Raw genomic sequence first — 23,335 nt, forward strand, 5'->3', positions numbered from 1 at the left:
CCCCGCAGCCGGTCAGAGCTGCTCGGCGTGCTCGGAGAGATAGGCGGCCACACCCGCGGTCGAGGCCGTCATGCCATGCTCGCCTCTCCGCCATCCGGCCGGGCAGACCTCGCCGTGCTGCTCGTGAAACTGGAGCGCATCGACCAGCCGGATCAGCTCGTCCATGTCGCGCCCGAGCGGCAGGTCATTGACGATCGCGGAGCGCACGACGCCGTCCCGGTCGACGAGGAACGCCGCGCGAAGGGCCACGCCGTCGTCGTTCTCGACGCCGTAGGCGCGGCAGATCTCGTGCTTCACGTCGGCCGCCAGGGTGAAGCGGACCGGCCCGATGCCGCCGCGCTCCACGGGGGTCTCGCGCCAGGCGTGGTGCGTGTATTCAGAGTCGATCGAGACCCCGATGACCTCGACGTTGCGCTCGCGGAACGCCTCGACCCGGTGGTCGAGCGCGATCAGCTCCGAGGGGCAGACGAAGGTGAAGTCGAGGGGATAGAATACGAGGAGACCATATCTCGACTCGATGGCCTTCGAGAAGCGGAACGCGGCGGTGATCGAGCCGTCCGGCAGGACAGCGGCGCAGGAGAAATCAGGGGCTTTTTTCCCCACCAGCACGGTCATATCCATTCCTTTCATCGAAGATCGGCGACAGACGACAGCATCGGAGCGCGGGCGGCCGGCGCGCTGTCCGCGCCGAGGCCCAGGGCAAGCTCGTCCACCGTCTCGCGCGGGAGCGCGACGGTCTCGATCTCGCCCGCGTAGTGGACGCCCAGGTGGACATCCACGCTCCGCTCGAGCAGCGCGCGGGCGGCGTCGCGGTCGAGCGGGAACCGCAGGTATTGCACGGGGCAAGAGGGGTCGTGCACGGGGGAGAGCAGCTCGGCGGCGACCCTCCGCTCGCCGAGCATCAGCAGCACCACGGCTTGCCCCGCGACGAGCCCCTCGATCAGGGCCTGACCCGCGACCCAGGGGCCGCCCTGGATCATGAGCGTGGCGGTGATCTCACCGGCCCTCGGGATGAGGCGGTCGTACTCCGCGACCTCCTCCTCGACGCGCTCGAGCCTCACGGGGCGCTCGAGCCAGAGCATCTCCTGGATGTGGTAGAGGACCGTCTCGCGCGACTCGAACAGGACCGAGACGTGGAGCCCGACGGCCACGCGGCGCCGGCGCTTCAGCTCGATGATGCGGCCACGGTACCTGGCGCGCACGATGCCGTAGGCGTCGGTGGAGAGGAGATCTGCGGCGGCGAAGACAGGGGTCATCGAATCACCTCATCCCGGCTCAGAGCGAGCTCACGAAAACGAGCACGGAGGCGCGATCGGCGGCAGGGAGCGCGCGGAACGCCTCGCGCGAGGGTTCGGCCTCGCCGCCATGGCCGTGCCAGAGGACGGCCTCAGCGGCTCTCCGGGCGCGGTGCGCTCCCAGCGAGCACCAGAGTCGGCACCAGCGCACACGCCAAGAAGCTCCTGGTCATCCTGCCTCAATCCCCGGATGTCCCGGCGAGCGAGGCTCGACGGGACATCCGGAGTAGCACTGGCCCCTTCAGGATGTAAATGAAATTCACTTTCATTTTCAAAAAAAGGCCGACCGGGCCGACCTGCCGGCCGCGCGGAGGTGGGTCGTGAAGGCCCTGACGTCTCCGAGACGTCTGGAGGAGCTGCGGAAGGAGCTGGACCAGAAGCGCCACCGCCGCGCGGTCAGGCTCTGCCTGCACGGCCTCGTGCTGCCGCCCTTCCACGGAGAGCTCGCGGTCGCCTCGTGGTGGATCCCTGGCGCCGTCGAGGCGTAGCGCCCTCCCGCCGCGTCACCCTCCGCGCGGCCCCACCCCCGGCAGCAGCACAACGAACCGCGCACCGCCCTCGGCCCCTGGCTCGACCCCGATCGAGCCGCCCGCGACCTCGATGAGCCCGCGGCACACAGCGAGCCCGAGCCCCGTCCCCTCGCCGACCTCCTTGGTCGTGATGAACGGCTCGAACAGCGTCTCGCGCACCGCCTCGGCGATCCCCGGCCCGTTGTCCTCGACCTCGATCCGCGCCCCCCCGCCCGCGCCCCGCGACGCGCGCACCACCACGCGCCCCCCGGCGCGCGGCACCGCGTCGGCCGCGTTCAGGAGCAGGTTCAGGAGCACCTGCACGAGCCGCCCGTGCGACAGCGGGACGGGCGGCACGTCGGGCGCGACGTCCCGCAGGAGCTCGACCGCGCGGAACTCCCTCTGCGGCGCCACGAGCGAGACGACGTCCTCGATCGCCTCCGTCACCGAGCCGGAGGGCTCCTCCCCGGCCTGCTCCGCGCCGCGCGCCGCCGGCCGCGCGAAGTCGAGCAGGTCGCGCAGGATCTTGTGGATGCGCTCCGTCTCGCGCTTCATCCGCTCGACGAACTCGCGCTCCTCGTCCGGCGTGAGGCCCCCGGCCAGCAGCAGCTCCTGGAAGCCGAGGATCGCCGCGATCGGGTTGCCGATCTCGTGCGCGAGCCCCGCCGCCAGCCGCCCCACGGACGCGAGCCGCTCCGAGCGGACCAGCCGCTCCTGCGCGCTCTTCAGGTCCGCCGCGTAGCGCTCGACCTCCGCGATCTTCGCCCGCAGCGACTCCTCGTCCGCCCGGAGGCGGCCCGTCATGAGCGCGAGGCTCGCCCCGAGCTCCCCGAGCTCCCGCGCGCCGGCCCGCGGCACCTCGAGGTCGCGCGCCCCGCCGGCCACGCGGCGCGCGGCCTCCGACAGCGCGTCGACCGGCCGCACCACGAGGCGCGTCATCGCGATGTACGCGAACACGAGCAGCGCCAGCGCCACCACCCCCGTGTAGAGCGCCACGATCCGGACGAGCGGCGCGGCGGGCACCGTCGACGGGTCGGTCGGCACAAGCACGGCCACGGAGCCCACCTGCGGCGGCCGCGCGGCGTCGGCCTCCGGCGCGCGCGCCGGATCCGCGCGCGGCGCCGCCTCGCGCGCTTGCTCCGGGACGATGACCAGGATCGCGCCGCCCCGCGCGGTGCGCGCCGCCCTCAGCACCTCCGCGCCCGCCTCGACGGAGGCCGGCAGCGCCGCCGCCGCCTCCGGCTCGCCGGCGCGGTCGACGAGCGCGCCCGCCGCGTCGTAGACGCCGATCGCCGACGCTCCATCCGGCCCGAGCTGCGCCTCGAGCAGCAGCGAGAGCTCCGGCGCGGACCGGCTCACCCGCGCCGCGGCGACGTGCCCGGCGATCGCGCGGCCGATCGCGCGGGCGCTCGACGCGCGCGCGCCGCCCATCGTGGCCCGCGTGAGGTTCGCGACGGCGAAGAAGAGCGGCACGAACGCGAGCACGAGCAGCGCGCCGAGCGCGAACAAGAGCTGAAGCCGGATCCCGAGCCGCACGTGTGTCCCTGCCCCTCGGCGCCATCCTCGCCCAGGTCGCCCCCGATCGCACCCGGCAGGCGCGGATCCACGCCGCACGCGCGCCGCGGGGAGATCCGGCGCGGTGCCGCCCGGGTGAGCTGGGCTGTCGATCGCCGCCCGCCCGCCCGCCGCCCGCCGCCCGCCGCCCGCCCGCCGCGACGGAGCCCCGGCCAGATCTGCCGTGCGCCGAGGGAGACCTGCGCAGGCTCCGGGAGCGGCCGCCGCACCGGCGCGCTGCGGCGCCCATGCTAGCCTGACACGTGGGCTGTCCAGCGAGCGACGTCCAGGATCAGACGAGGAACGGGCCTCGGGAGCAACCGGTCTCAGACCATCAGGGCCCGGCGCGCGCCGAGGACGAGCCGGGCACGCCGGCCGAGGACGCGTGGACGCCGGCGCTCCTCGGCGCGCTGGACGCGCTGGCCTGGGAGGTCTCCGGCGACGCGCTCGAGCTGTCGGTGGTGCGCGCGCCGGCGAGGGAGCTGTTCGGGCACGCCGCCGAGCGCTGGGCGGCCGATGACCGGCTCTTCTGGCGACAGCAGCACCCGGAAGACCGCCCGCGGCTGCTCGCCATCGCGCGCAAGGTCCTCGCGGAGGGGGGGACCGAGCGCATCGAGCACCGCTTCATCGCCGCGGACGGCCGCACGGTGTGGCTGAGCAGCGAGCTCGCCCGCCGCGACGCCCCCGCCGGCAGGGTGCCCGTCGCCCGCGGCCTCTCCACCAACGTGACGCGGGCGAAGGTCGCGGAGGAGGCGCTCCGCGAGAGCGAGGAGCGGGCGCAGGCGCTGCTCGAGTCGACCGAGCAGGGGATCTATGGGCTCGATCGCGCGGGCCGGTGCACGTTCGCCAACGGGGCCTGCGTGCGGCTGCTCGGGTACCGCGACGAGGCGGAGCTCGCCGGGCGCACCATGCACCAGCTCGTCCACCACACGCGCGAGAGCGGCGCGCCGCTGCCCGAGTCGGAGTGCCGGATCTGCCACACGCTCCGGAGCGGCGAGCCCACGCACCTCGCCGGCGAGCTGCTCTTTCGCGCGGACGGGACGACCTTCCCCGTCGAGTGCTGGTCCCGCCCCGTCCGCCGGCAAGGCGAGACCGTCGGCGCCATCATCACGTTCGTCGACATCACCGAGCGGAAGCGGAGCGAGCAGCTGCTCGCCGCCCAGGCGCTCATGAGCGCGCTCCGGGCCGAGGTGGGCGCGGCGCTGTCCCACCCCGGCACGATGCGCGAGCTCCTGCAGCGCGGAGCCGAGGCGATCCGGGGACACCTCGGCGCGGCGTTCGCCCGCATCTGGCTGCTCGACGAGCGCGAGCAGGTGCTGGAGCTCCACGCGAGCGCGGGGATGTACACGCACCTCGACGGGCGCCACAGCCGCATCCCCGTGGGCAGCTACAAGATCGGCCGCATCGCGAGCGAGCTCCGGCCGCACATGACGAACGACGTCCTGCACGACCCCCAGGTGAGCGAGAAGGACTGGGCGCGGCGCGAGGGCATGGTGTCCTTCGCCGGCTACCCCTTGGTCGTCGAGGATCGACTCATCGGCGTCATGGCGATGTTCGCGCGGAGCCCCCTGCACGAGCAGGTGCTCGAGGCGCTCGGGACGATCGCCGACATGGTCGCCCAGGGGATCGAGCGCAAGCGCGCCGAGGAGGCGCTCCAGGAGAGCGAGGCCAGGCGCGCCGCCGAGTACGCCGTCCTGCGGCGCATCATCGAGCAGAGCGGCGACGGGATCGTCATGGTGGACGAGCACGGCGTCGTCCGCCTGATGAACCCGGAGGCCGAGCGGCAGCTCGGGCCGGCGACGGAGCTCCCGCTGGACGCGTGGGCGCGGGCGACGGGCATCTCCACGCCGGAGGGCGCCCCGATGTCCGCCGCGGAGACGCCGCTCCACCGCGCCCTGCACGGCGAGAAGGTGGAGAGCGTCCGCTGGCAGGTCCGGCGGCCGGACGGCCTGGCGCGCGTCCTCTCCGCGAGCGCGTCCCCGCTGCGCCGCGCGGACGGCGCGCCCGCCGGCGCGGTGATGAACACCCGCGACGAGACGGAGCAGCTCCGGCTGGAGGAGGAGCGCGAGCGGCTGCTCCGGAGCCTCCAGGAGGCGGTCCAGGTGCGCGACGAGTTCCTCTCCATCGCGTCGCACGAGCTCAAGACGCCGCTCACCGCGCTCCTCCTCCAGGTGGAGAGCCTCCGCCGGGCGATCCGGCTCGGCCAGTTCCCCCAGGACACGGCGCGGCTCGACGCCAAGCTCTCGACCATCCACCGGAGCGTCTTCCGGCTGAGCGATCTCGTGAATGAGCTGCTCGACGTCTCCCGGATCTCGGCGCGGGGCCTGCCGCTCCACGTCGAGGACTTCGACCTCGTGGCGCTGCTCCGCGAGAGCATCGAGCGGTTCGAGGAGGTGGCGCGCCGGGGCTCGTCCATCCGGCTGCTCGGGAGCCCGGAGGTCCTCGTGCGCTGGGATCGCGCCCGCATGGAGCAGGTGGTCACGAACCTCCTGTCGAACGCCGTGAAGTACGGCGCCGGCGCCCCCATCGACGTGCACGTCGAGGCCGACGCGGAGCGGATCCGGTTCGACGTGCAGGATCGAGGCATCGGCATCGCGACCGGCGACCAGGCGCGCATCTTCGAGCGGTTCCAGCGCGCGGCGTCGGTGATGCACTACGGCGGGTTCGGCCTCGGCCTCTGGATCGTGCGGCTCATCGTGGAGCAGCACGGGGGCGCCGTGCGGGTGGAGAGCGCGCCGGGGCGCGGCGCGACCTTCTCGGTCGAGCTGCCCCGCGCCGTCGCGGGGGCCGGCGCGCCGGCGGAGGGCGGCATGCCGCCGGCGCCGGGGCCCGGGGGTGGGTAGGTAGATAGATAGAGGCGGATGGTCGCAGCGGGCGCGCCCAGCAAGGGGAGACAGGAAGCGGTGAGGATCTCGCGGGGTGGGAGATCAGGAGAGCTGGACCGGATCGAGGGCGAGATGGCCGGCGTGGGCGAAGAGGCCGCATAGCCAGGCGGGAGGTACCCGGTAGCCGGTCGGGCCGGTGAAGGTCGCCGGGCTTTTATGGACGCATAGGCGCGTAGCTGGACCGGTGCCTCGCCTCCAGGATGCCGAGTGGTGCCCACGCGGGCGGCGGGCCGGCACCGCCCCGCATCCAGCGTCGTCGACCCCGGCGAAAGCCGCAAGTGACCACGGCCATGGCGATGCGCGGGCGGTGCCCGTTCTGACGCTCAGACCACACGCTCGACGCCACGTGTCCCTCCATCTCCCTGCGCAGGATGTGGCTCCATCCTCGCGGTTACGCTCAGACATATTAACCCGCTGGCCGTGCGACCGCCAAACCATTTTCTCTAATCTTCTTCAAGTATGCAAAAGACCTCATCTCGGGACAATCGAGAACAGCCTCCTGAAAGACCGCAGGCGGACAATAGTCGTGAGCATCAATGTAGTGAGCAATCAAACTCGGAGCGACGTACACCACAGCTTCGTCACGCGCAGGAACAAATAGATTATTCGCTCCGACAGAGATCGCCACATCTTCAAACCGAAGCTCGGCTGCCCCTCCAGTGAAGCGGCAGTAGGGGCATGGCTGACGTCCCGCAAGAGCAACAGGTTGCCATGGATTGGAGAGAAGACGCATCAGCGCTCCAAAAAACTCTTTTGACACAGGTCCTGTTGCAAACGAATGCCCTGACTCATGCCACCCGACCGCCCGCAGAATATCTTGCCAGCGGCCAAAGTAATCACATCGACTCAGCTCTGGATAGTAAACCACAACCCCTCCAATTCTCACAGCCCGGGCTTGACACTACTGCGGGAAGTTGCCCCGGATCGGCAGAAAAACCGCCATGGCGCCAAGGTCGCCAAGGAGAGAGGACGTGCCGTCCCGGCGTTTTCCCCTCTCATTATTCCACCGCCAGATCTCGTAGCGGAAGATCGCTTTATACTCCGGCCAGGTGTCCGCTTCCTCGAGATCTTCATTGGACCCGTGGACCACCATCACGGCGTTCTCGCTCGCGCCGTCTCCGTCGATGTCAACTGGCTGCGCCAGGGACAGGTCGCCGATGTCTGACACATCGAAGGAGCCCGAGAGCGGCATCTCGGGGCCTCCGATGTGGATGCGGCGCTGGCCGTTACCATCCGCGTACACCACGTCGTCGTCGCCGTCGCCGTCGACGTCCAGCACCAGCAACTGTGATCCAGCGGCCAGCGAGTCACCACCGAACGACGTCGATTTCTCTTCGAACCGATCTCCGCCGAACTCACGCGCGTACGAGCAGCCGCCCGCCGTCCCGCAGCGCGTCACGGTCGTCAGCCGCGAGTAGCCGGTGTCGGGGCTGGTCTCGTAACCTAGCGAGTAGGTCCATACCGTGGCCTTGGCGTCGGGATTCGGCGCCTTCATCTCGATTGAGTCGAGCAGCTCGTCCCAGCGATACGTCTCGCCGCTCACGCGGCGCGCGATTGGATCGGGGCGTTCCTTGTAGTTGAAGACAACCTCGCGCTGCGCCTCGGCGCCGCTGTTGTGAAAGGCGTACTGGATCGACTGGACGATGGGAGGCGCCGTGTCTTTGTACGTATACTGGGCGATGTTCCCCGAGCGATCGTGCTCCTCGGCGAGCGGAAAACTATCCGTCTTGTCGTCGCCCTGGTCATACGTCCTTCCATAGTACCGGATCCGGTGATCTTTCAGGTATACCATCCAGTTGAAGTCCGAGTCGCCGAGGCGCACCATCTTGGCGATCATGTCGTTCTCGGTGCGGAACTCGAACGCTCCGATCTGCACCATCAACGCGCCGTCGAGGCAGAGCCGCTCGCCTTCCACGGCGATAACATCGGTCGCCATGGTCACGTCGCACCGGTGGATCGCCGAGAGCCCGCCGACGTTCCAGCCGACGCCGAGTGGGCCGTTGCCCGCGCGGCTCGAGTACTCGAGAGAGAGAGCTGCGGCGTCACCTCGCCGCGCCCCGGGGGAACCTCGATCGGCAACGAGTAGTGATAGGACCCGTCTGCCTGCACCCCGCCAGATCCCGGCAGGTAGTCGCGCGCGGTCGCCGGCAGGATGTGCGCGGCGGGCGAGAGGTCGGTGAACTCATACGCTGGGCCGGGCGGGATGTAGGTCTGCTGCTGCGCGACCTGCGCGACCTGCGGAATCTCGCTGTCGCCGTGACAACCGGCGAAGCTGGCCATCGCGATGCATGTGCCCAGGAGGTATGCCGCGGAGCGTGCGCTTACGAAGGCCTCACGCCTAGCACTACTGCGGGAAGTTGCCCCGGATCGGCAGAAAAACCGCCATGGCGCCAAGGTCGCCAAGGAGAGAGAGGACGTGCCGTCCCGGCGTTTTCCCCTCTCATTTCCCTGGTTTCTTGGCGCCCTTGGCGCCTTGGCGGTTCGCTTCCGTGTCCGACTTCCCGCAGTAGTGCTAGGTGTCGTGACACGCCTTGATGATCGCGGCGCGCGCGGCTCGAGTCCGTTGGAACGGCTTGCTTCATCGTCCCGCGAAGCCTCGCGAGGCGCAGGCGGTCGAACCTTCGATCTTGGTTTATCGCTGATCACAAGACTCTCCTCATCAAGGTGGATGCTCAGAACGCGGCAAGAACAAGCGAAACGCCGCGCACGGGGCGCCCCCACGCGATCTCCCCTCGGCGCGGAGGAGCCCCCACGCGTGCATGAGGGCAAGTGGACCCGAGCGCGCCCCGCGCTCATGGCAAAGCAGCCCACGTGCCAGCGCTCGAGGCAGCCTCGATCAAGAAAACCCAGGCGACGACGGCTCCTCGCGGGGCTGCGCTGCTATTCCAGAGCGGTCCGCGGACCGTCCGTGAACCGTCCGCGGACGCTCCGCTCCGCACCCAGGCGGACGGCGTTACCTCTCGCGCCCCTTTTCGGCGATCGCGATCTCCCGCTGGCGCAGCTTCAGCCCTCGCTTCGATACCCTGAGGCGCACCGACATGGCATCGAGATCGCCGGCGCACTCGTCGTGGCAGCGCGTGAGCTCGTCCTCCGGGATGTCGGCCGCCTTGCGCACGTGCGGGCTGCGCTCGATGAGCCGGTAGAGGGTGGTGCGCGACACGCCGAGCGCCGCCGGCGCGGGTCCGATCGACCACTGGCTGTCGCGGAGCGCCGCGATCAGGGCGTCCTCGTCGACCTCCCGCTCCTGGCCTCGCGCCTCCGGCTCGCCGGCGGGGACGTCCACGTCGCGCGTCTCGGCCAATCGCGGTGCATCCGACGGGGGCCTCGCCGGCTGGCGCGCCTGCTCCAGCATCCGCTCCAGGCTCTCGTCGACGACGATGACGTCGGAGCCGCGACTGGAGATCACGAGCTGCCGCGCGACATTCCGGAGCTGGCGCACGTTGCCGGGCCACCCGTGCTGGAGCAACCGCACCATGAGCGCTCGATGGAACCACGGCAGGACGCCGTCCGCGGGCGGCTCCAGCCGGGACGTCTCCCCGACGCGCGCGAGTTCCTCGCGGAGGAAGTGAAGCAGCAGGCGGGTCTCCCCGGAGGTCGAGCCCGCTCAGCGTCTCCACCTGGTGCCATGAGCCCCGCAGCGAGAGCTCCGCAGGGGCGGTCTGCTCGCCGTGCATCTCCTCGGTCCTCCCCGCCGTGAGCGCGGACGCCTGAGCGACGGTCCCAAGGCCATCGCCGCCCCTGCTCTCACGGCTGCACCGGCGCTGAGACACGAGCCGTCACCCTATCGCCGAGCGCCTGATGCTCGTCCAGTCGTTGGTTGGTCGGCGCACAATTGCGACCTCCCGCGCGGCCTTCCAGCGGACGACCAACGCCGATCACTGTCGTGCTCCGCTCTCGACTACCCACACGCTCAAGGACGCACCTTGTCCCCGGCTCTCGCCCGTTTCCCCCGCCGGCCGGTCGCCCGGCCGCCCGCAGCCGAGAACTGGGCCCTCGGGATCGGCCTCTGGTAGCCGCATGCGAGCCCATGGCCAACCTGGTGCTCGCCGTGCTCACCGCCCGCCGTATCGCGCGCAACGCGGCGCCGCTCGCGTGCGCCCTGGCCCTCGGGGGGCTCGTGGTCCTCGACGCGGCCGAGCGCCTGCCGCAGGTCGCGGCCGCGGCGGCGCTGCTCGTGCTGGTCGCGGCGCTCGTCCAGCGGGCGTGGCGGCGCGCGGCCGCCATCGAGGCGAGCGCGCGGCTCGACCTCGAGGTCGGCGCCCTCCTCGTCGTCGCGACGTTCGCCGCGGTCCTCCGCCTCGACGGCTCGCTCGACGGCGACGCCCACGCCGCCCTCTACGTCGTCATCGCCCTCGTGAGCGCCTTCGCCCGCCCCGCGGCGTCGCTCCTCGTCGCGATCGCCGCCGCCGCCCTCGAGATCGCCGTCCGCTCGGCCATGGCCGCGCGCGGCGCGCCGATCGCCTGGGGCGCCGCCGCGCCGCACATCGGCTTCATGGCCGTCTTCTCGCTGCTGAACGCGGCCGTCCTCCGCGCCGAGATCAGCCGCGTCCGGAAGGCCTCCCACACCCGCCTCCAGGCCGAGATCGAGCGGCTCCGCGACGACGCGCGCAGCTACCGCCTGCTCTCCGCCCCGGCCCAGGCGCGCGGCGTGGCCCAGAAGGGCGACGACGAGCGGCTCGCCCGCTCCGGCGTCGAGGAGATCCACCAGTCGGTGCTCTTCGCGCTCCGCCTCCTGCGCGAGTCGCTGGACCTCTACACCGCGATGCTCCTCTGGCAGAACGACGCCGGCACGCACCTGCGCATCAGCGAGCTCGCGAGCGACGCCCCGAACCTCTCGGAGGGCCCGTTCCTCTCGGGCGACGGCGTCTTCGGCGCGGCGATCACGCAGCGCGCGCCGGTCGTCATCGGGGGCCTCAAGCCCGGCTACAAGATCCCCTACTACGTCGGCCCCTCCCCGGTGCGCGCCGTCTGCGCGCTGCCGGTGTTCGAGCACGGCAAGCTCCGCGGCGTGCTCGTCGTCGATCGCGTCGAGGACCGGCCGTTCTCGCCGCGGGAGCTCGAGCTCATCGACGAGGCGTGCCGCTACGCCGTGCGCGCCATCCAGAACGAGCGCGTCTTCGTCCAGCTCGAGCGCGCCAAGGTGGAGCAGGGCAAGCTCTACCGCGCCGCCGAGGCGCTCGGCGCCGCCACCACCGAGCCCGGCGTCATCGAGGCGGGCGTCACGAGCGCCCGCGAGATCACGTCGGTCGATTTCGCGGCGGTGACGCTGTACGACGAGGCGCAGAAGGTCCACGAGATCCGCGCCGTGAGCGGCGACGGGGGCGCCGAGCTGACCGGGCAGCGCTTCCGCCACAACGCCGGGCTCGTCTCGATGGTGCTGCAGAACCGGCACCCGCTGCCGTACCGCGGCGAGTACGACGAGAAGCGGCAGATCGTCTTCACCCGCCGCGTGACGCCGCCGTCGATGCCGTCGATCATCGTGCTCCCGCTGGTCGTGCACGACCGGCCGCTCGGCACGCTGGTCCTCGGCTCGCGGCGGCGCGCGGCCTTCACCGACTCGGTGCGGAGCACGCTCGAGGTCCTCGCGAGCCACATGGCTGTGTCGCTCTCGAACGCGCGGATGATGCGGCGCCTCGAGGAGCTCGCGACGATGGACGGGCTCACCGGGCTGCTCAACAAGCGGGCGATGCTCGAGGTGGCCGACCAGAAGATCACGGCGGCGCGGCGGTTCTCGCGGCGGCTCTCGGTGCTCGTGACCGACATCGACCACTTCAAGAAGGTGAACGACACGTACGGCCACGACGTGGGCGACGTGATCATCAAGGGGCTCGGCGACGTGCTCCGGCGCGCGAAGCGCACGACCGACGCGGTCGCGCGCTTCGGCGGCGAGGAGTTCGTGGTGATCTGCGAGGAGACGGACGCGCGCGGCGCGATGCTGCTCGCCGAGCGCGTGCGCGAGGAGCTCGAGCGGACGACGTTCCACGCGGCCGGGAGCGGCGGCCCGGTGCAGTGCCAGGTCACCTGCTCGATCGGGATCGCCACCTACCCCGAGGCGGGCAGCACGTGGGAGGAGCTCTTCAAGGCCGCGGACGAGTCGCTCTACGTCTCGAAGCGGTCGGGCCGGAACCGCTCCACGGCGTGGTCGCCGGCGATCCGGTCGGGCAGCGGGCACCCACCCGCGGCCGAGGCGACAGCGCCGGCGATGCCCGCGGCGGAGGCGAGCACGACGGCCAGGCCCCCGGCGGCGAGCACGACGGCCAGGCCACCGGCGGCGAGCACGACGGCCAGGCCACCGGCGGCGAGCACGACGGCCAGGCCACCGGCGGCGAGCACGACGGTCAGGCCGCCGGCGTCGGCGAGCACGACGGCCAGGCCACCGGCCCCGGCGAGCACGACGAGCAGGCCCCCGCCGGCGAGCACGACGGTCAGGCCACCGGCCCCGGCGAGCACGACGATCAGGCCACCGGCCCCCGCGCCCGCGCCGCAGCGCAGGCCGTCTGCGGCGGGCGGCGGCCCGGCGCCCGCGGGGCACGACGGCGCACCGCCCGGCGGGAAGCGCGCCGCGACCGCCTCGCTCTCGCCGACGCCGGCCAGGACGCCCGGTGAGGCCGAGCCTCGGAGCAAGCCGAGGCGTCCGCCGGAGGTCGATCCCACGAGCAAGCCGAAGACCGCGGCCTGAGGGGGCGCGCCGCTTGCGGCGCCAGCGCGGCGGGAACATAAGCCACCTCGGCGCGGCAAGGCGAAGCCAAGGAGGCGCGATGAGCTCGGACCCGGATCGCGACGACCCGAAGGAGGATCTCAAGCAGGGGCTGAGCCTGCTCTGGCGCGCGGCGCGCAAGACGGCCGTGGACCTGCGCAAGGACATCGATCGCACGAGCGTCGGCAAGGCGATCGACGACGCCGGGCGCGAGCTCGTGCGGGCGGCGTCCAACGTGGTCGGCCGGCTCGGCGCCGAGCTGAGCAAGGAGCCGCCGCCGGCGCCGCCACGCGAGGACCGCCCCGAGGGCGGCGGCGGGCCCGACGCCCCCGCGGCGCGGCCCACCGGACCCACCCCGGAGGATCCCGGGTTCCGCATCGCCGTCGACCCGGAGGACAAGGACGAGAAGCCCCGCTGAGGGCGGCTTCACGGGGGATCGGGCGCGGTCGTGGGGCGCTCGGGGCGCTGCGCGGCGAGCGCCGCGGCGGTGAGCCCGTCGGCCTGCACCACGCACGCCTGGACCGGCCGGCCCAGCGACGCGCGCCCCGCCACGGCCCCGCGCTGCGCGTCGAGGAACGAGATCCCGCCGCGCGCGTCGCACAGCGCGAAGCCGCCGACATAGGCCGCCCCGCCGAGGAAGTCCGCCTCTCCCGCGTGGGCCCACGCGAGCTCGCCCGAGCGCGCGTCGAGGCCGACGGCGGCCCGGTAGTACGTCGCCGCGAAGCGCTCCGCCTCGACGCCGGGCGGCCCGGACGCGCGGGGGCGGGCATAGAGCCGCGCCCTGTCCTCGGCCGAGCCGATGGGCGCGAGCACCTCGGTCCCGTCGGTCATCCAGACCGGCGCCCCGGGCAGCTCGCGCGCTGGCAGCCGCGCCGTCGACGCGCGCCCGGCCGCGCCGAGCCCGATGGCCTCGTCGAGGCGCGTCGCCGCCGCGCCGCCGCCGAAGAAGACGGCGCCGCCGAGCAGGAAGGCGCGGCTCACCTCGGTGCGGAGGAGCGCCCGCGCCACCTCGCCGCCCGTCTGCAGGTCGAAGACGGTGACGTACCGCCCCTGCCAGGGCAGGAACGCGTAGCGCCCCACGACGGCCGGCACGCCGATGGTGGCGGAGTCCTCGATCTGGCGCTGCACCATCCCGTCGTGGCCGATGGCGAGCACCACGCTCAGGGTGCCGGTGGTCGACACGAGCGACACAACGGTGGTCTCTCCGTCGTCGCCCGCGCCGCGGAGCCTGCCGCCGGCCCTCCGCGTCCAGAGCAGCCGGCCTGTGCGCGCGTCGAGCGCGAACAGCTCGCCCTGGCCGAGCCCGACGACGACGCTCCCCGCGACGGCCGGCCGCGCGTCGAGCGGGTGCGTGAAGGTCCACGCCGGGCCGCCGCCAAGGGGCACCCCGACGAGCTGGCGCGCCCCTGAGCCCGCGACGACGCCGACCGCCACGTCGGCGCCGAGGGGGACGGGCCTGCCCGCGAAGCGCTGCTGGAAGGCCGCGATGCCGGCGCCGCCGTCGTCCTTCCAGCGCGGGTCGAAGGCCTCGCCCTGCGTCTGTCCGCCGCCGCACGCGGCGGACAGCGCCGCCAGCGCCGTGCCCGCCGCGACGACGAGCGCGCGGGCGCGGGCGGCGGCGCGGGGCGAGCGCGGGGGTCGCATGCGAGGTGTCCTGCGGCGGTCGTAGCGCGGCTCCGGTTGGTCGAGCAAGGAAGCGCCGGGGCGGCCGGGGGCGACGCCAGCGCATGAGGGGTGCGGCGAGCTACCCCCGCTCGGGTTCCGCGCGGTCTTGACGTCGCCGAGCGGCGGCGGCGTCCTCTCGCCGGCCGGCGCCGTCTTCTTCGGCGACGGCGCAGCTGCCAGCGCGCGAGCTGCCCGGGGCGCCGGTCTGGATGACCGACGGGACCGAGGTGCGACGCCCCGGTCCCCTCGAAGTAGTACACCGACCCGCCGACGCAGACGAAGTAACAGACCTGCAGCGACACGCTGCCGTCGTGGCTCTCCGAGCGCCGGAAGCCCACCGCGTCGCCGCTCCCCATGAACGCGTACTCCAGCGGATCGAGGTCCACTCCCCAGTCGCCGGCCGGCCAGTGCTCCTCCGCCGCGAACCGCGCGCCGAGGTTCAGCTGCACCCGGAAGAACGCCTCTTCCGGCGCCTTCATCACCTTGTCCGGCAGCCCATCGCCGTTCACGTCCACGAAGTCCACGATCGTGCGCGCCGTCGTGCGCGTGTAGCCGATCCCCGCGCCCACGCTCGCGCTCACCCCGCCGCTGGAGCCGCCCGCGCTCGCCCCGAATCCGATGCTCTGCGCCCCCGTGTCCTCCAGCCGCACCGCCTCCGGGCCCGCTGCGTCCGAGAAGAAGCCCAGCACCTCGCCGAGCGCATCGTTCAGCGCGCCCGCGTTGAAGCTCGTCTTGTTGAACGCGTCCCGCTGCCACGGCACCGGCGCCGTGAACCGGTAGCCGAGGTTCAGCGCCACCGTCATCTGCCCGCTCTCGGGGTTCTGCGCCACCTGGTCGATAAGCCCATCGCCGTTCGACCTCCAGGTCCACCGCCACGGGCAGCGCGGTTCCGGCGCTGCTCGGCGCCACATACGACTGCTTGTACAGCAGCCGGTGCACGCCCTGCTCGGCGACCGCGTCGTCGGGCAGCACGCGCGCTCGTGGGCGAAAGGCCAGGTCATCGAGGCGCCCGAGCACCGCGCCGCTCTGCTCGCCCCCAAGGCGTGGGCGCGCAACGGCAAACGGCGCGACCGCCTGCGAGCCGAGGTCCCCCAGGTCGAAGAGCTCATGCGCCTCTGGCTCGCCGACGGGCGCAACGTCGGGTCGCTGGTGGCGCGTACGCAGAAGCTGCTCGACCTCTACGGCGCCCGCGTGCTCGCGGCCGCGGTCGACGAGCTGCTCAGGATAAGGAAGCCACGACTTTGGCGCGCTGGCCATCTTGTGCGAACAGAGCCGCGCGCGCCCGCGCCCGGTGCTGCAGATCGAGCTCGGACCCCACGTCATCGACCGCGACGTCATCCCCCACGACCTCGGAGGCTACGATGACGACGCAGAATGACCCGCCGAGGCGCTCCGCGCCCTCGGGTTTCGCGCCTCCGCTGAAGCCATCCGTGCGCTCATCACGCATGCCACGAGGAGCAAGATGTCACCCGCAGAGCTCTGTCTGGAGCTCGCCACGCTCGACAAGCGCGAGCGCGACCAGAGAAACCTCGCGGCGCGCGCCAAGGACGCGACGCTCGGCCCGGTCAAGCCGCTCGACCGCTTCGACTGGTCCCATCCCCGCCAGATCGATCGGGAGCTGTTCGAGGAGAGGCACGAGACGCTCGGCTTCATCGCCCGCGGCGACAACGTCCTGTTGCGCGGCCAGGCGGGCGTCGGCAAGAGCACGCTCGCCAAGCACCTCGGCTTCGCCGCGCTCGCCAAGGGTCACACCGCGCGCATCACGACCCTCTCGGCGGCGCTCGCGGATCTGCTCAGGCACGAGACGCTCCCCGCGATCGAGCGGCGCTTGCGCCGATACACCGGGCCTGATCTATTGATCTTGGACGAGCTCGGCTACGTGCACTGCGACGCGAGCGCGGCGGACCTCTTGTTTCGCATCGTCAGCAAGAGGCACGAGAGCCGCGCCGTCGTGATCACGACGAAATCCTCCCACAAGCAGTGGGGCACGGTATTTGGAGACGCGCCGTGCCTCGGTGCGCTCATCGATCGCTTCGCCCAGCACTGCCACGTGCTCGACATCGACGCCGACTCGTGGCGCGACGAGGAGCGGCTGGAGAAGAAAGGCCGCGCGCCCAGGCCGCGGCGGTGACGAGCCGGAGCCCGGGCGCGATCTCGTCAGCCGGTGGCGAGATCGCGCCCTGAACCCGCGGGTCGTGATGGCCGTCTACACTCTGTAAACTTGCGGCGGACAGCGCGGGGGCGCACACAAGAGGGGCCCACTTCGCGGCACGACGCTTGCGACGGCGACCTCCAACACACTCCGGGCAAGCGCCGCGCCGCGTCCCCTGCTCGGGTGATTCCATCGCGCGCTCACCGCTTCGGTCGCACCGGCCTCGGGGCGCCCGACAGCTTCGCTCTCGCGCGCTGTGTCGGACTCAGCCCGGCAACACTGCCTTCAATCGACCAGCCAGCGCCGGCACATCTTGCGGCCCTAGCGGATACCACTGCAGTGCTCCAGGCGCGACGGTACAGAACTCATCCCAGTCGCCAGAAAATTCCTCATTCACGGCTTCAAGAGCGGCAGCTGCGATGGGGATCTCCGTTGCGTCCAGCGTCAGAGCCGGACGTAGTGCCGCTCTGCTTGCGATCAATCCAGGGGTCCACGCCGAGCCTCGATTCCACAATCCAGCGCCCTCAAGAAGCCGCATCCATCGCGCCGACAGCACTTCGCTCAGGCGCTCACCTGCACTCTTGTCCGTTCCTATCAAGCTTTTCGCCTTCGCGTTCGTGAACGGCCACTCCGCCAGTGCGAACAGCGCCGCGACCACCAACGCGGACTCGCCACCTGTCAACGCCACTGTCTTCTCCGACATATCCATATCTCACCACGCGCTCTGATCAGAAGACGGCTCCACCGCTCTCCTGGATGAAGCGCCCCATGTACCGCAGCGCACGCGCGCCGCGCTGACTCGGCGCGCTCTCCACCATCTCGCGCAAAAACCATCAATTATCGCACGCAAATTCAATGTTCATGAAACCTGACCCTTAACATCGATACTACGGCACAGGAAGCAGACAAATTCCTCTTCTGCATCGGTCACCCTGTAAGATAGACCTTCCCAGCCGCGACCGCTTATATCCTCCACGACAAGCAGCACCAACTCCGTCAACGCAACCGATTCACCACTAAACTTGAGCTGCGCAACACCATCAAACACAATATCGATCTCTTTGTCGTTTTTCGGATCGCGCAACCGAACCATCAACATCAAACTTGAGTCTTCGCCCTCCCCAAACTCTCGCTCGATCTCTAGCCGCACCACATACCCCATCGACGCAAGCGGCTTTGTTTTTGTCAGCGATTCATTCGTCATTATGGCTTATACTCTCCAGGAACGTGACTTTTGACCTCTTGCGCGGCAGCACCGGACCTCGACCAGTCATATACATCATGATGCGTATCCGGAATTCCTTGCGCCTTGTCGCCTGCGTTGTAGTCGGCCCGTCCAACCATTCGCCCATATTCGTCATAGTGAGCTTTCCAGGGTTCCACTCGACCTTGGTCGTTTAGGCCCTCCCTCCGGGCGTGACGTTGACCATCGCACGCCCCATCGGCCGCACTTCGCCCTCGGGCAGCGGCCGGATCGTGATCCGCACCGGCTCGTCCACCGCCCCCTCGGGAATCTCCAGGACAGCCCCCTCGAACGCCACCACCCGCGCCTTGTCGGGGAGCACCACCTCGCCATGGGGCGCCCCCACGTCCTCGACAAGCGGCGCGTCGAACCGAGGCCCCAGCAACAGGCCTCCGACACCGTCGCTCGGCAGCCGCAAAGGGATCGCCGAGAGCGCCACCCCGCCGCCCGGAGGCGACAGCGGCAACAGCCGCGGCTCCGGAGGCCCGGCCAGCGCAATGCCCTCGTGCCCCCGCCCGAGCAGCAACATCACAGCACAAAACACCACGAGACGAACAAGCCAGCGCGCCTGTCGCATTCGAGATCCCCCCCACGCAACGTCTGTTGGCTGGCGCACAGGGACCCACGGTCCGAACACACCGTGTCAACACGCAATCGAAGAAAGCAATAAAAGCGCGTCGCCCTCTTCTATGGGCGCAAGCCGCCTGTTCCTGGAACCCTGACAGCTGCGCACGCCGATCGTCGCAGCAGCATTCGGACGTCTGGCCCACGCGGAACGCTGTTGACAGATCCTGACCACCGCGCCCGTCGCCGTCCCGGAGCCAGGCCCGGGAGCATAACCGGGCCCCGCGCTCGATCCTCCCACCCCCGCGCTCGATCCTCCCACCCCCGCGCTCGATCCTCCCGCCCCCGCGCCCGGTCCTCGAAGGGGGCGTGCTAGAAGGCCGCGTGCACTTCACCATCTGTCACGAGCTCGACGCGCCCCTCGACGCCATCGAGCTCGCCGTGCTCTCGCCGGAGCTCGGGCCGCGGCTGGCCAGGAAGGTCGCCTCCATCGAGAGCGTCGTCACGATCGAGCACGCGATCCACGACGGCGAGCTCCTCCGCGTCCTCCGCTTCCAGGCGAGCGCGCCGCTGCCGATCTTCAAGGGCTATCCCGTCGCCAAGGACGCCATGTCCTGGGAGGAGCGCTCGACCTACCGGCTCTCCGATCACGCCTCCACCTGGCAGGTGAGCCCGAAGGAGCAGTGGCGCAGCTACTTCCGCTCCGCGGGCACATACCAGCTCGAGCGCCTGCCCGAGGGACGCACCCGCCGCCGCGTCGACGGCGACATCGAGATCCGGCTGCGCCTGCTCGGCCCGCTCGTCGAGCGCCTCGCCCTCGCCGAGGTCCAGCGGACGTACGACGCCGAAGCGGATACGCTCCGGGAGCTCGTCAGCGCATGAACGACCTACCCCGCCCCCAGAGCCCCGCCCGCCGTGCCCCCTTCGCCCGCGCCGCCGCCGCGCTCCTCGGCGTGTACGCGACCGCCGCGCTCGCCGCGCTCGCCGCGCCGACCGCCGCGCTCGCCGCGCCGACCGACGGGCCCTCGCAGCCGATCCCGGATCCGGGCAAGGCCGTCGCCAGCAGCGACGACACCTCGGCCATCGCGGTGAACCCCGCGAACCTCTCCTTCCTGCCAGGCACCGAGCTCCGGTGGACCTGGGTCTCCACGGGCTCGGCCTCGCCGCTGCCGGCGCGCGGCCACTCGATCGCGCTCGGCGTGCCGCTCTGGTACGTGTCGACCGGCCTGCGCTTCGACTTCCTCGACCCGCCCGAGGCCGCGGCGGCGCCGCTCGACAGCGCCGCGCGCTGGGTCCGCTGGGGGCTCGCGCTCGACACAGGCCCGGGCTTCGCGTTCGGGACGACGCTCGGCTGGGGCAGCTCCGACGCGCCGGCGCTCGACGGGTACTTCTCGCTCACGAGCGGCGTCACCCTCCGGCCCACCACCTGGCTCTCGCTCTCGGCCGTCGCGCGGGACTGGAACCGCCCCGAGAGCCGCCTCCGCGTGGCCATCGAGCGCAGCTACGATCTCGGCATCGCCGTGCGACCCGTGGGCGGCCGGCGCGCGCTCGAGATCGGGCTCGAGACCGCCTACGTCGAGGACAGCGACCCCGACGAGAGCGGCGCCTGGACGCCGCGGGCCACGCTCGGCCTGCGGGTGCCCTACGTCGGCACGCTCCGGGGCGACGTGACGCTGCGCGACCTCGCGGCCGACGGCGGCCCGCACATCGCGGCCATGGCCGGGCTCGACGTCAACGTCGGCGAGCTGCAGGTCTCCGCCGGCGGCGTCTTCGGCGACGCCGTCACGAAGAACGGCACCGGCTTCTACACGGGCGTCGCGCTCCGCAGCTTCTCCGAGCCGGGCGTCCAGCTGCCGGCCCGCGTCGTCCGCGTCCGCCTCGACTCGACCCCGGGCGTCCGCAGGCACACCCGGTTCCTCCAGCAGCTCTGGCGCCTCGCCGAGGACCCGGAGGTCTCCGGGGTCGCGCTCGTGCTCCGCGCCGAGCCGGCCAGCTCGCTCGCCCACGCCGAGGAGGTCGCCGACGCGATCCGCAACCTGCGGAGCCACGGCAAGAAGGTCCTCTGCCACCTCGAGGACGCCGGCGGGCGCTCGCTCCACGTGTGCTCGCACGCCGACGCCATCGCGATGAACCCCGCGGGGGGCCTGCGCTTCTCCGGCATCTCGTCGAGCTACTTCTACTTCGGCGGGCTCCTGAAGAAGCTCGGCGTGCAGGCCGACATCGTCCGCATCGGCGCGCACAAGCTCGCCGCCGAGCAGTTCGCCCGCGAGGGCAGCACCCAGGTCGGCAAGGACGACCACCAGGCGCTGATCGATCAGCTCTCCGGCGCCTTCCTCGGCGCGGTGAGCGCCGGGCGCCGCATCCCCGTCGAGGAGCTCGAGCGGCGGCTCGCGCGCGGCCCGTTCCTCGCGCAGGAGGCGCGGCAGAGCGGCCTCGTCGACATGCTCGCCTACGACGACGAGCTCGGCCGCGTCGTCGACGAGGTGATGGGCCGCGCCTCCCGCGTCGTCGACGATGACCCGGGCGACGAGGCGCCCGAGCGCTGGGGCTACTCGCCCAAGATCGCGCTCGTCTACCTCGACGGCGACATGATCGACGGCGAGAGCCGGTCGATCCCGCTGCTCGGCGTCAAGCTCGCGGGCTCGTACACGGTCGCGGGCGCGCTGCGCCGCGCGCGCGAGGACCGCAACGTCCGCGCGGTCGTGCTCCGCGTCGAGACCGGCGGGGGCTCGACGCTCGCGGCGGACGTCATCCTCCGCGAGGCGATCCTCACGGCGCGCGTGAAGCCGCTCATCGTCTCGATGGGCTCGCAGGCCGCGAGCGGCGGCTACTACGCGTCCGTCGCCGGCGGCACCCTCTTCGCGACCCGCTCCACGATCACCGGCTCCATCGGCATCTTCTACGGGAAGGTCGACGTCACCGGGCTGCTGCAGAAGCTCGGCGTCGGCCTCGAGACGTTCCGCTCCTCGCCGCGCGCCGACGCCGAGTCGCTCTACAGGCCGTTCACCGACGACGAGCGCGAGCAGCTCGGCGTCAAGGTCAAGCAGCTCTACGACCGGTTCGTCGCCCGCGTCGCCGAGGGCCGGCGCATGCGGCCCGACGAGGTCGACGCCCTGGCGCGCGGGCGCGTGTGGACCGGCGCCCAGGCCCTGGAGCGCCGGCTCATCGATCGCATCGGCGGGCTCCGGGAGGCGCTCGCCGAGGCGCGCCGGCTGGGCCGGCTGCCCGACGACGCGCCCGTCCTGTCGCTCCCCGAGGAGGACACGTCGCTCCTCGGCTACGCCCTCAGCCTCGTCGGCTTCTCGGCGCAGGCCCAGGGCGAGCTCGCGACGGCGACCCTCCCGCCCGTGATGCTCGACGCCGCGCGCGCCCTCACGCCGTTCCTCGTTTTCGGCGCCGACAGGCCGCTCGCGCGCAGCGAGTTCGCCGGGGAGATCTCGTTCGGCGCCCCCACCACGGCCCGCGAGGACGCGCCCCGAGGGCCCGCGCCGCGCGCGCAGCCCGCGCCGCGTGCGCTAGGGGAGCGCTGAGCCCATGGAGAAGGCCGAGGCCGCCGGCCCGCCGCTCCTCGACGCCCGCGCCGCGCGCATCGCCGTCGACGACGTTGTCGCGATCGACGCGCTCACCGCCGAGGCGCGCGGCGATCGCGTGCTCTGCGCCGGCGACGCCGGCGCGCTCTTCGCGGCGCTCACCGGCATCCCGTTCTCGGCCGTCCGCGCGCCGGCGCCGGGCGCCGCGGCGGACGACGCGACCGACGCGGCGCCCGGCGAGGCGCGCGTCGTCGCCGGGCGCCTCGAGGTCGCGGGCCGCGACGTCGCGCGCTCCGCGCACCGCGCCGCGAGCGGGGCGGCGCCGCTCGATCCGCCGCTGCCGCTCGCGTGGACCGCGGACGCCTACGTCGCCTGGAGCGCGCGGCTCGCCGGGGCCTCGGCGCGCGCGGCCGCCGAGATGGCGCCGCCCGCCCTGGCGCGGGTCGGCCTCGCGGCCGCCCGCAAGCGCACGCTCCGATCGCTGGCGCTGCCCGAGCGCCGCGCGCTCGTCCTCGCCCAGGCGATCGTGACGGCGCCGGCCGTGCTGATCGCCGAGGATCCACTCGTCGGCCTCGACGACGGCGCCGCCGGCTTCGTCCTGGCCGCGCTCGCGGGCGCCACCGAGGGCCGCGGCGCGCTGCTCACGGCGGCGCGCCTCGACGTCGAGGGCCCGCGGGGCGTCCTGGTCCGCGGCGCCACCGACGTGCTCGTGCTCGCCGGCGGCGAGCTCGCCTTCTCGGGCACCTTCGCGGAGGTCGCCGCCGGGGGCCGCGTCTACACCCTCACCGTCCGCAGCAACGCGGAGCTCCTCCGCGAGGAGCTCGCCGCCCGGGGCATCGCGCTGCGGGGAGGGCCGGCGCGCTTCTCGGCCGCGCTGCCCGAGGGCGCGACGACCCGCGACGTCGTCCTGGCCGCCACGCGCTGCCGCGCGGCGATCGTCGAGCTCACCCCCCTCTTCTGAGGGCCTTGGGTCGAGCGTCCACCGGAGCGCAGGCCAAGCAGCGGCTGTGGTGCTCGGCGCTGGAGCCGCTCCGCGGGCGACGATCCCGGGGCGAGACGGCGCTCGGGCCGCTCCCCGGGCGACGATCCCGGGGCGAGACGGCGCTCGGGCCGCTCCGCGGACGACGATCCCGGGGCGAGACGGCGCTCGGGCCGTCGGAAAGGCGAGAGCCGGCGGCGACGGCGCCACCGAACGCTTCGGAAGGGCTGCGCCCGCGGCGACGGCCGAGGGGAACGGCTCG

Annotated in this window: 21 protein-coding genes and 1 pseudogene; 9 read left to right on the forward strand and 13 right to left on the reverse strand. The window is 72.2% G+C overall.

Features of this window, described 5'->3' with window-relative positions; genetic code table 11:
- Positions 1-12: 12 nt before the first annotated feature.
- Genes WMF28_RS39920 through WMF28_RS39930 form a run of 3 tightly spaced genes read right to left on the reverse strand, consistent with a single transcriptional unit; the run spans position 13 to position 1,446 of the window.
- Positions 13-615 carry a peroxiredoxin gene (locus WMF28_RS39920; protein ID WP_437598926.1) on the reverse strand — a complete coding sequence of 201 codons (603 nt, stop codon included), beginning with the start codon at positions 613-615 and terminating at the stop codon, positions 13-15.
- Between the two features lie 11 nt (positions 616-626).
- Positions 627-1,256, reverse strand: a complete 630-nt coding sequence (locus WMF28_RS39925; RefSeq protein ID WP_437598927.1) for a DUF3501 family protein — start codon at positions 1,254-1,256, stop codon at positions 627-629.
- Positions 1,257-1,275: 19 nt separating this feature from the next.
- Positions 1,276-1,446, reverse strand: coding sequence for a di-heme oxidoredictase family protein (locus tag WMF28_RS39930; protein ID WP_437598928.1), 171 nt, complete (start codon positions 1,444-1,446; stop codon positions 1,276-1,278).
- A 169-nt stretch (positions 1,447-1,615) separates the two neighbouring features.
- Between WMF28_RS39930 and WMF28_RS39935 the strand changes: the two genes are divergently transcribed.
- Positions 1,616-1,783, forward strand: coding sequence for a hypothetical protein (locus tag WMF28_RS39935; protein ID WP_437598929.1), 168 nt, complete (start codon positions 1,616-1,618; stop codon positions 1,781-1,783).
- A gap of 15 nt (positions 1,784-1,798) precedes the next feature.
- Here the strand turns inward: WMF28_RS39935 and WMF28_RS39940 are convergent, their stop codons facing one another.
- Positions 1,799-3,340, reverse strand: coding sequence for an ATP-binding protein (locus tag WMF28_RS39940; RefSeq protein ID WP_437598930.1), 1,542 nt, complete (start codon positions 3,338-3,340; stop codon positions 1,799-1,801).
- Positions 3,341-3,621: 281 nt separating this feature from the next.
- Between WMF28_RS39940 and WMF28_RS39945 the strand changes: the two genes are divergently transcribed.
- Positions 3,622-6,201 (forward strand): PAS domain S-box protein, encoded by a 2,580-nt coding sequence (locus WMF28_RS39945; protein WP_437598931.1) that lies wholly within the window; start codon positions 3,622-3,624, stop codon positions 6,199-6,201.
- A gap of 448 nt (positions 6,202-6,649) precedes the next feature.
- Here WMF28_RS39945 and WMF28_RS39950 read toward each other — a convergent pair whose 3' ends face one another.
- The 4 genes and pseudogenes from WMF28_RS39950 to WMF28_RS39965 all read right to left on the reverse strand — a co-directional run bounded on the left by WMF28_RS39950 (position 6,650) and on the right by WMF28_RS39965 (position 9,718).
- A complete protein-coding gene (locus tag WMF28_RS39950; protein WP_437598932.1) occupies positions 6,650-7,111 on the reverse strand; it encodes a hypothetical protein in 462 nt (153 codons plus the stop codon).
- Between the two features lie 33 nt (positions 7,112-7,144).
- Positions 7,145-8,179 (reverse strand): hypothetical protein, encoded by a 1,035-nt coding sequence (locus WMF28_RS39955; protein WP_437598933.1) that lies wholly within the window; start codon positions 8,177-8,179, stop codon positions 7,145-7,147.
- A gap of 60 nt (positions 8,180-8,239) precedes the next feature.
- Positions 8,240-8,362 (reverse strand): annotated as a pseudogene (locus WMF28_RS39960) (hypothetical protein); the annotation flags it as partial.
- A gap of 834 nt (positions 8,363-9,196) precedes the next feature.
- Complete coding sequence (locus tag WMF28_RS39965; protein WP_437598935.1) at positions 9,197-9,718, reverse strand: helix-turn-helix domain-containing protein; 522 nt, start codon at positions 9,716-9,718, stop codon at positions 9,197-9,199.
- 552 nt (positions 9,719-10,270) lie between these two features.
- Between WMF28_RS39965 and WMF28_RS39970 the strand changes: the two genes are divergently transcribed.
- Together WMF28_RS39970 and WMF28_RS39975 are read left to right on the forward strand one after the other, a co-directional pair.
- Positions 10,271-12,922: a diguanylate cyclase gene (locus WMF28_RS39970; RefSeq protein ID WP_437598936.1), complete on the forward strand. Its 2,652-nt coding sequence runs from the start codon at positions 10,271-10,273 to the stop codon at positions 12,920-12,922.
- Positions 12,923-13,001: 79 nt separating this feature from the next.
- On the forward strand, positions 13,002-13,358 hold the full coding sequence (locus WMF28_RS39975) for a hypothetical protein (RefSeq protein ID WP_437598937.1): 357 nt from the start codon (positions 13,002-13,004) through the stop codon (positions 13,356-13,358).
- A gap of 8 nt (positions 13,359-13,366) precedes the next feature.
- On the opposite strand, the gene WMF28_RS39980 is transcribed toward WMF28_RS39975, so the two are convergent.
- Positions 13,367-14,584, reverse strand: coding sequence for an outer membrane protein assembly factor BamB family protein (locus WMF28_RS39980; protein ID WP_437598939.1), 1,218 nt, complete (start codon positions 14,582-14,584; stop codon positions 13,367-13,369).
- A 375-nt stretch (positions 14,585-14,959) separates the two neighbouring features.
- On the opposite strand from WMF28_RS39980, the gene WMF28_RS39985 reads away from it, so the two are divergent.
- Positions 14,960-15,157, forward strand: coding sequence for a hypothetical protein (locus WMF28_RS39985; protein WP_437598940.1), 198 nt, complete (start codon positions 14,960-14,962; stop codon positions 15,155-15,157).
- 667 nt (positions 15,158-15,824) lie between these two features.
- On the opposite strand, the gene WMF28_RS39990 is transcribed toward WMF28_RS39985, so the two are convergent.
- Positions 15,825-16,052: a hypothetical protein gene (locus tag WMF28_RS39990; protein ID WP_437598942.1), complete on the reverse strand. Its 228-nt coding sequence runs from the start codon at positions 16,050-16,052 to the stop codon at positions 15,825-15,827.
- Between WMF28_RS39990 and WMF28_RS39995 the strand changes: the two genes are divergently transcribed.
- Positions 16,044-16,736 carry an ATP-binding protein gene (locus WMF28_RS39995; protein WP_437604357.1) on the forward strand — a complete coding sequence of 231 codons (693 nt, stop codon included), beginning with the start codon at positions 16,044-16,046 and terminating at the stop codon, positions 16,734-16,736. The two genes, WMF28_RS39990 and WMF28_RS39995, sit on opposite strands and share 9 nt — an antisense overlap.
- A 286-nt stretch (positions 16,737-17,022) precedes the next feature.
- On the opposite strand, the gene WMF28_RS40000 is transcribed toward WMF28_RS39995, so the two are convergent.
- From WMF28_RS40000 to WMF28_RS40010, 3 genes are all read right to left on the reverse strand, one after another.
- Entirely contained in the window at positions 17,023-17,466 is a 444-nt protein-coding gene (locus WMF28_RS40000) for a hypothetical protein (RefSeq protein ID WP_437598943.1), read from the reverse strand.
- Positions 17,467-17,616: 150 nt separating this feature from the next.
- Positions 17,617-17,961 carry a hypothetical protein gene (locus tag WMF28_RS40005; RefSeq protein ID WP_437598944.1) on the reverse strand — a complete coding sequence of 115 codons (345 nt, stop codon included), beginning with the start codon at positions 17,959-17,961 and terminating at the stop codon, positions 17,617-17,619.
- A gap of 193 nt (positions 17,962-18,154) precedes the next feature.
- Complete coding sequence (locus WMF28_RS40010) at positions 18,155-18,529, reverse strand: hypothetical protein (RefSeq protein ID WP_437598946.1); 375 nt, start codon at positions 18,527-18,529, stop codon at positions 18,155-18,157.
- Between the two features lie 419 nt (positions 18,530-18,948).
- Between WMF28_RS40010 and WMF28_RS40015 the strand changes: the two genes are divergently transcribed.
- Genes WMF28_RS40015 through WMF28_RS40025 form a run of 3 tightly spaced genes read left to right on the forward strand, consistent with a single transcriptional unit; the run spans position 18,949 to position 23,055 of the window.
- The gene (locus WMF28_RS40015; protein WP_437598948.1) at positions 18,949-19,446 is read left to right on the forward strand and encodes a DUF2505 domain-containing protein; all 498 of its coding nucleotides are present in this window, start codon (positions 18,949-18,951) and stop codon (positions 19,444-19,446) included.
- Positions 19,443-22,094 (forward strand): signal peptide peptidase SppA, encoded by a 2,652-nt coding sequence (gene sppA / locus WMF28_RS40020; protein WP_437598949.1) that lies wholly within the window; start codon positions 19,443-19,445, stop codon positions 22,092-22,094. The genes WMF28_RS40015 and sppA overlap by 4 nt, the downstream gene beginning before the upstream one ends.
- A gap of 4 nt (positions 22,095-22,098) precedes the next feature.
- Positions 22,099-23,055, forward strand: coding sequence for an ABC transporter ATP-binding protein (locus WMF28_RS40025; RefSeq protein WP_437598950.1), 957 nt, complete (start codon positions 22,099-22,101; stop codon positions 23,053-23,055).
- Positions 23,056-23,335 lie beyond the last annotated feature (280 nt).

This window comes from Sorangium sp. So ce590, from assembly GCF_051521365.1.
In the GTDB taxonomy this organism is placed as follows: Bacteria; Myxococcota_A; Polyangia; order Polyangiales; family Polyangiaceae; genus Sorangium.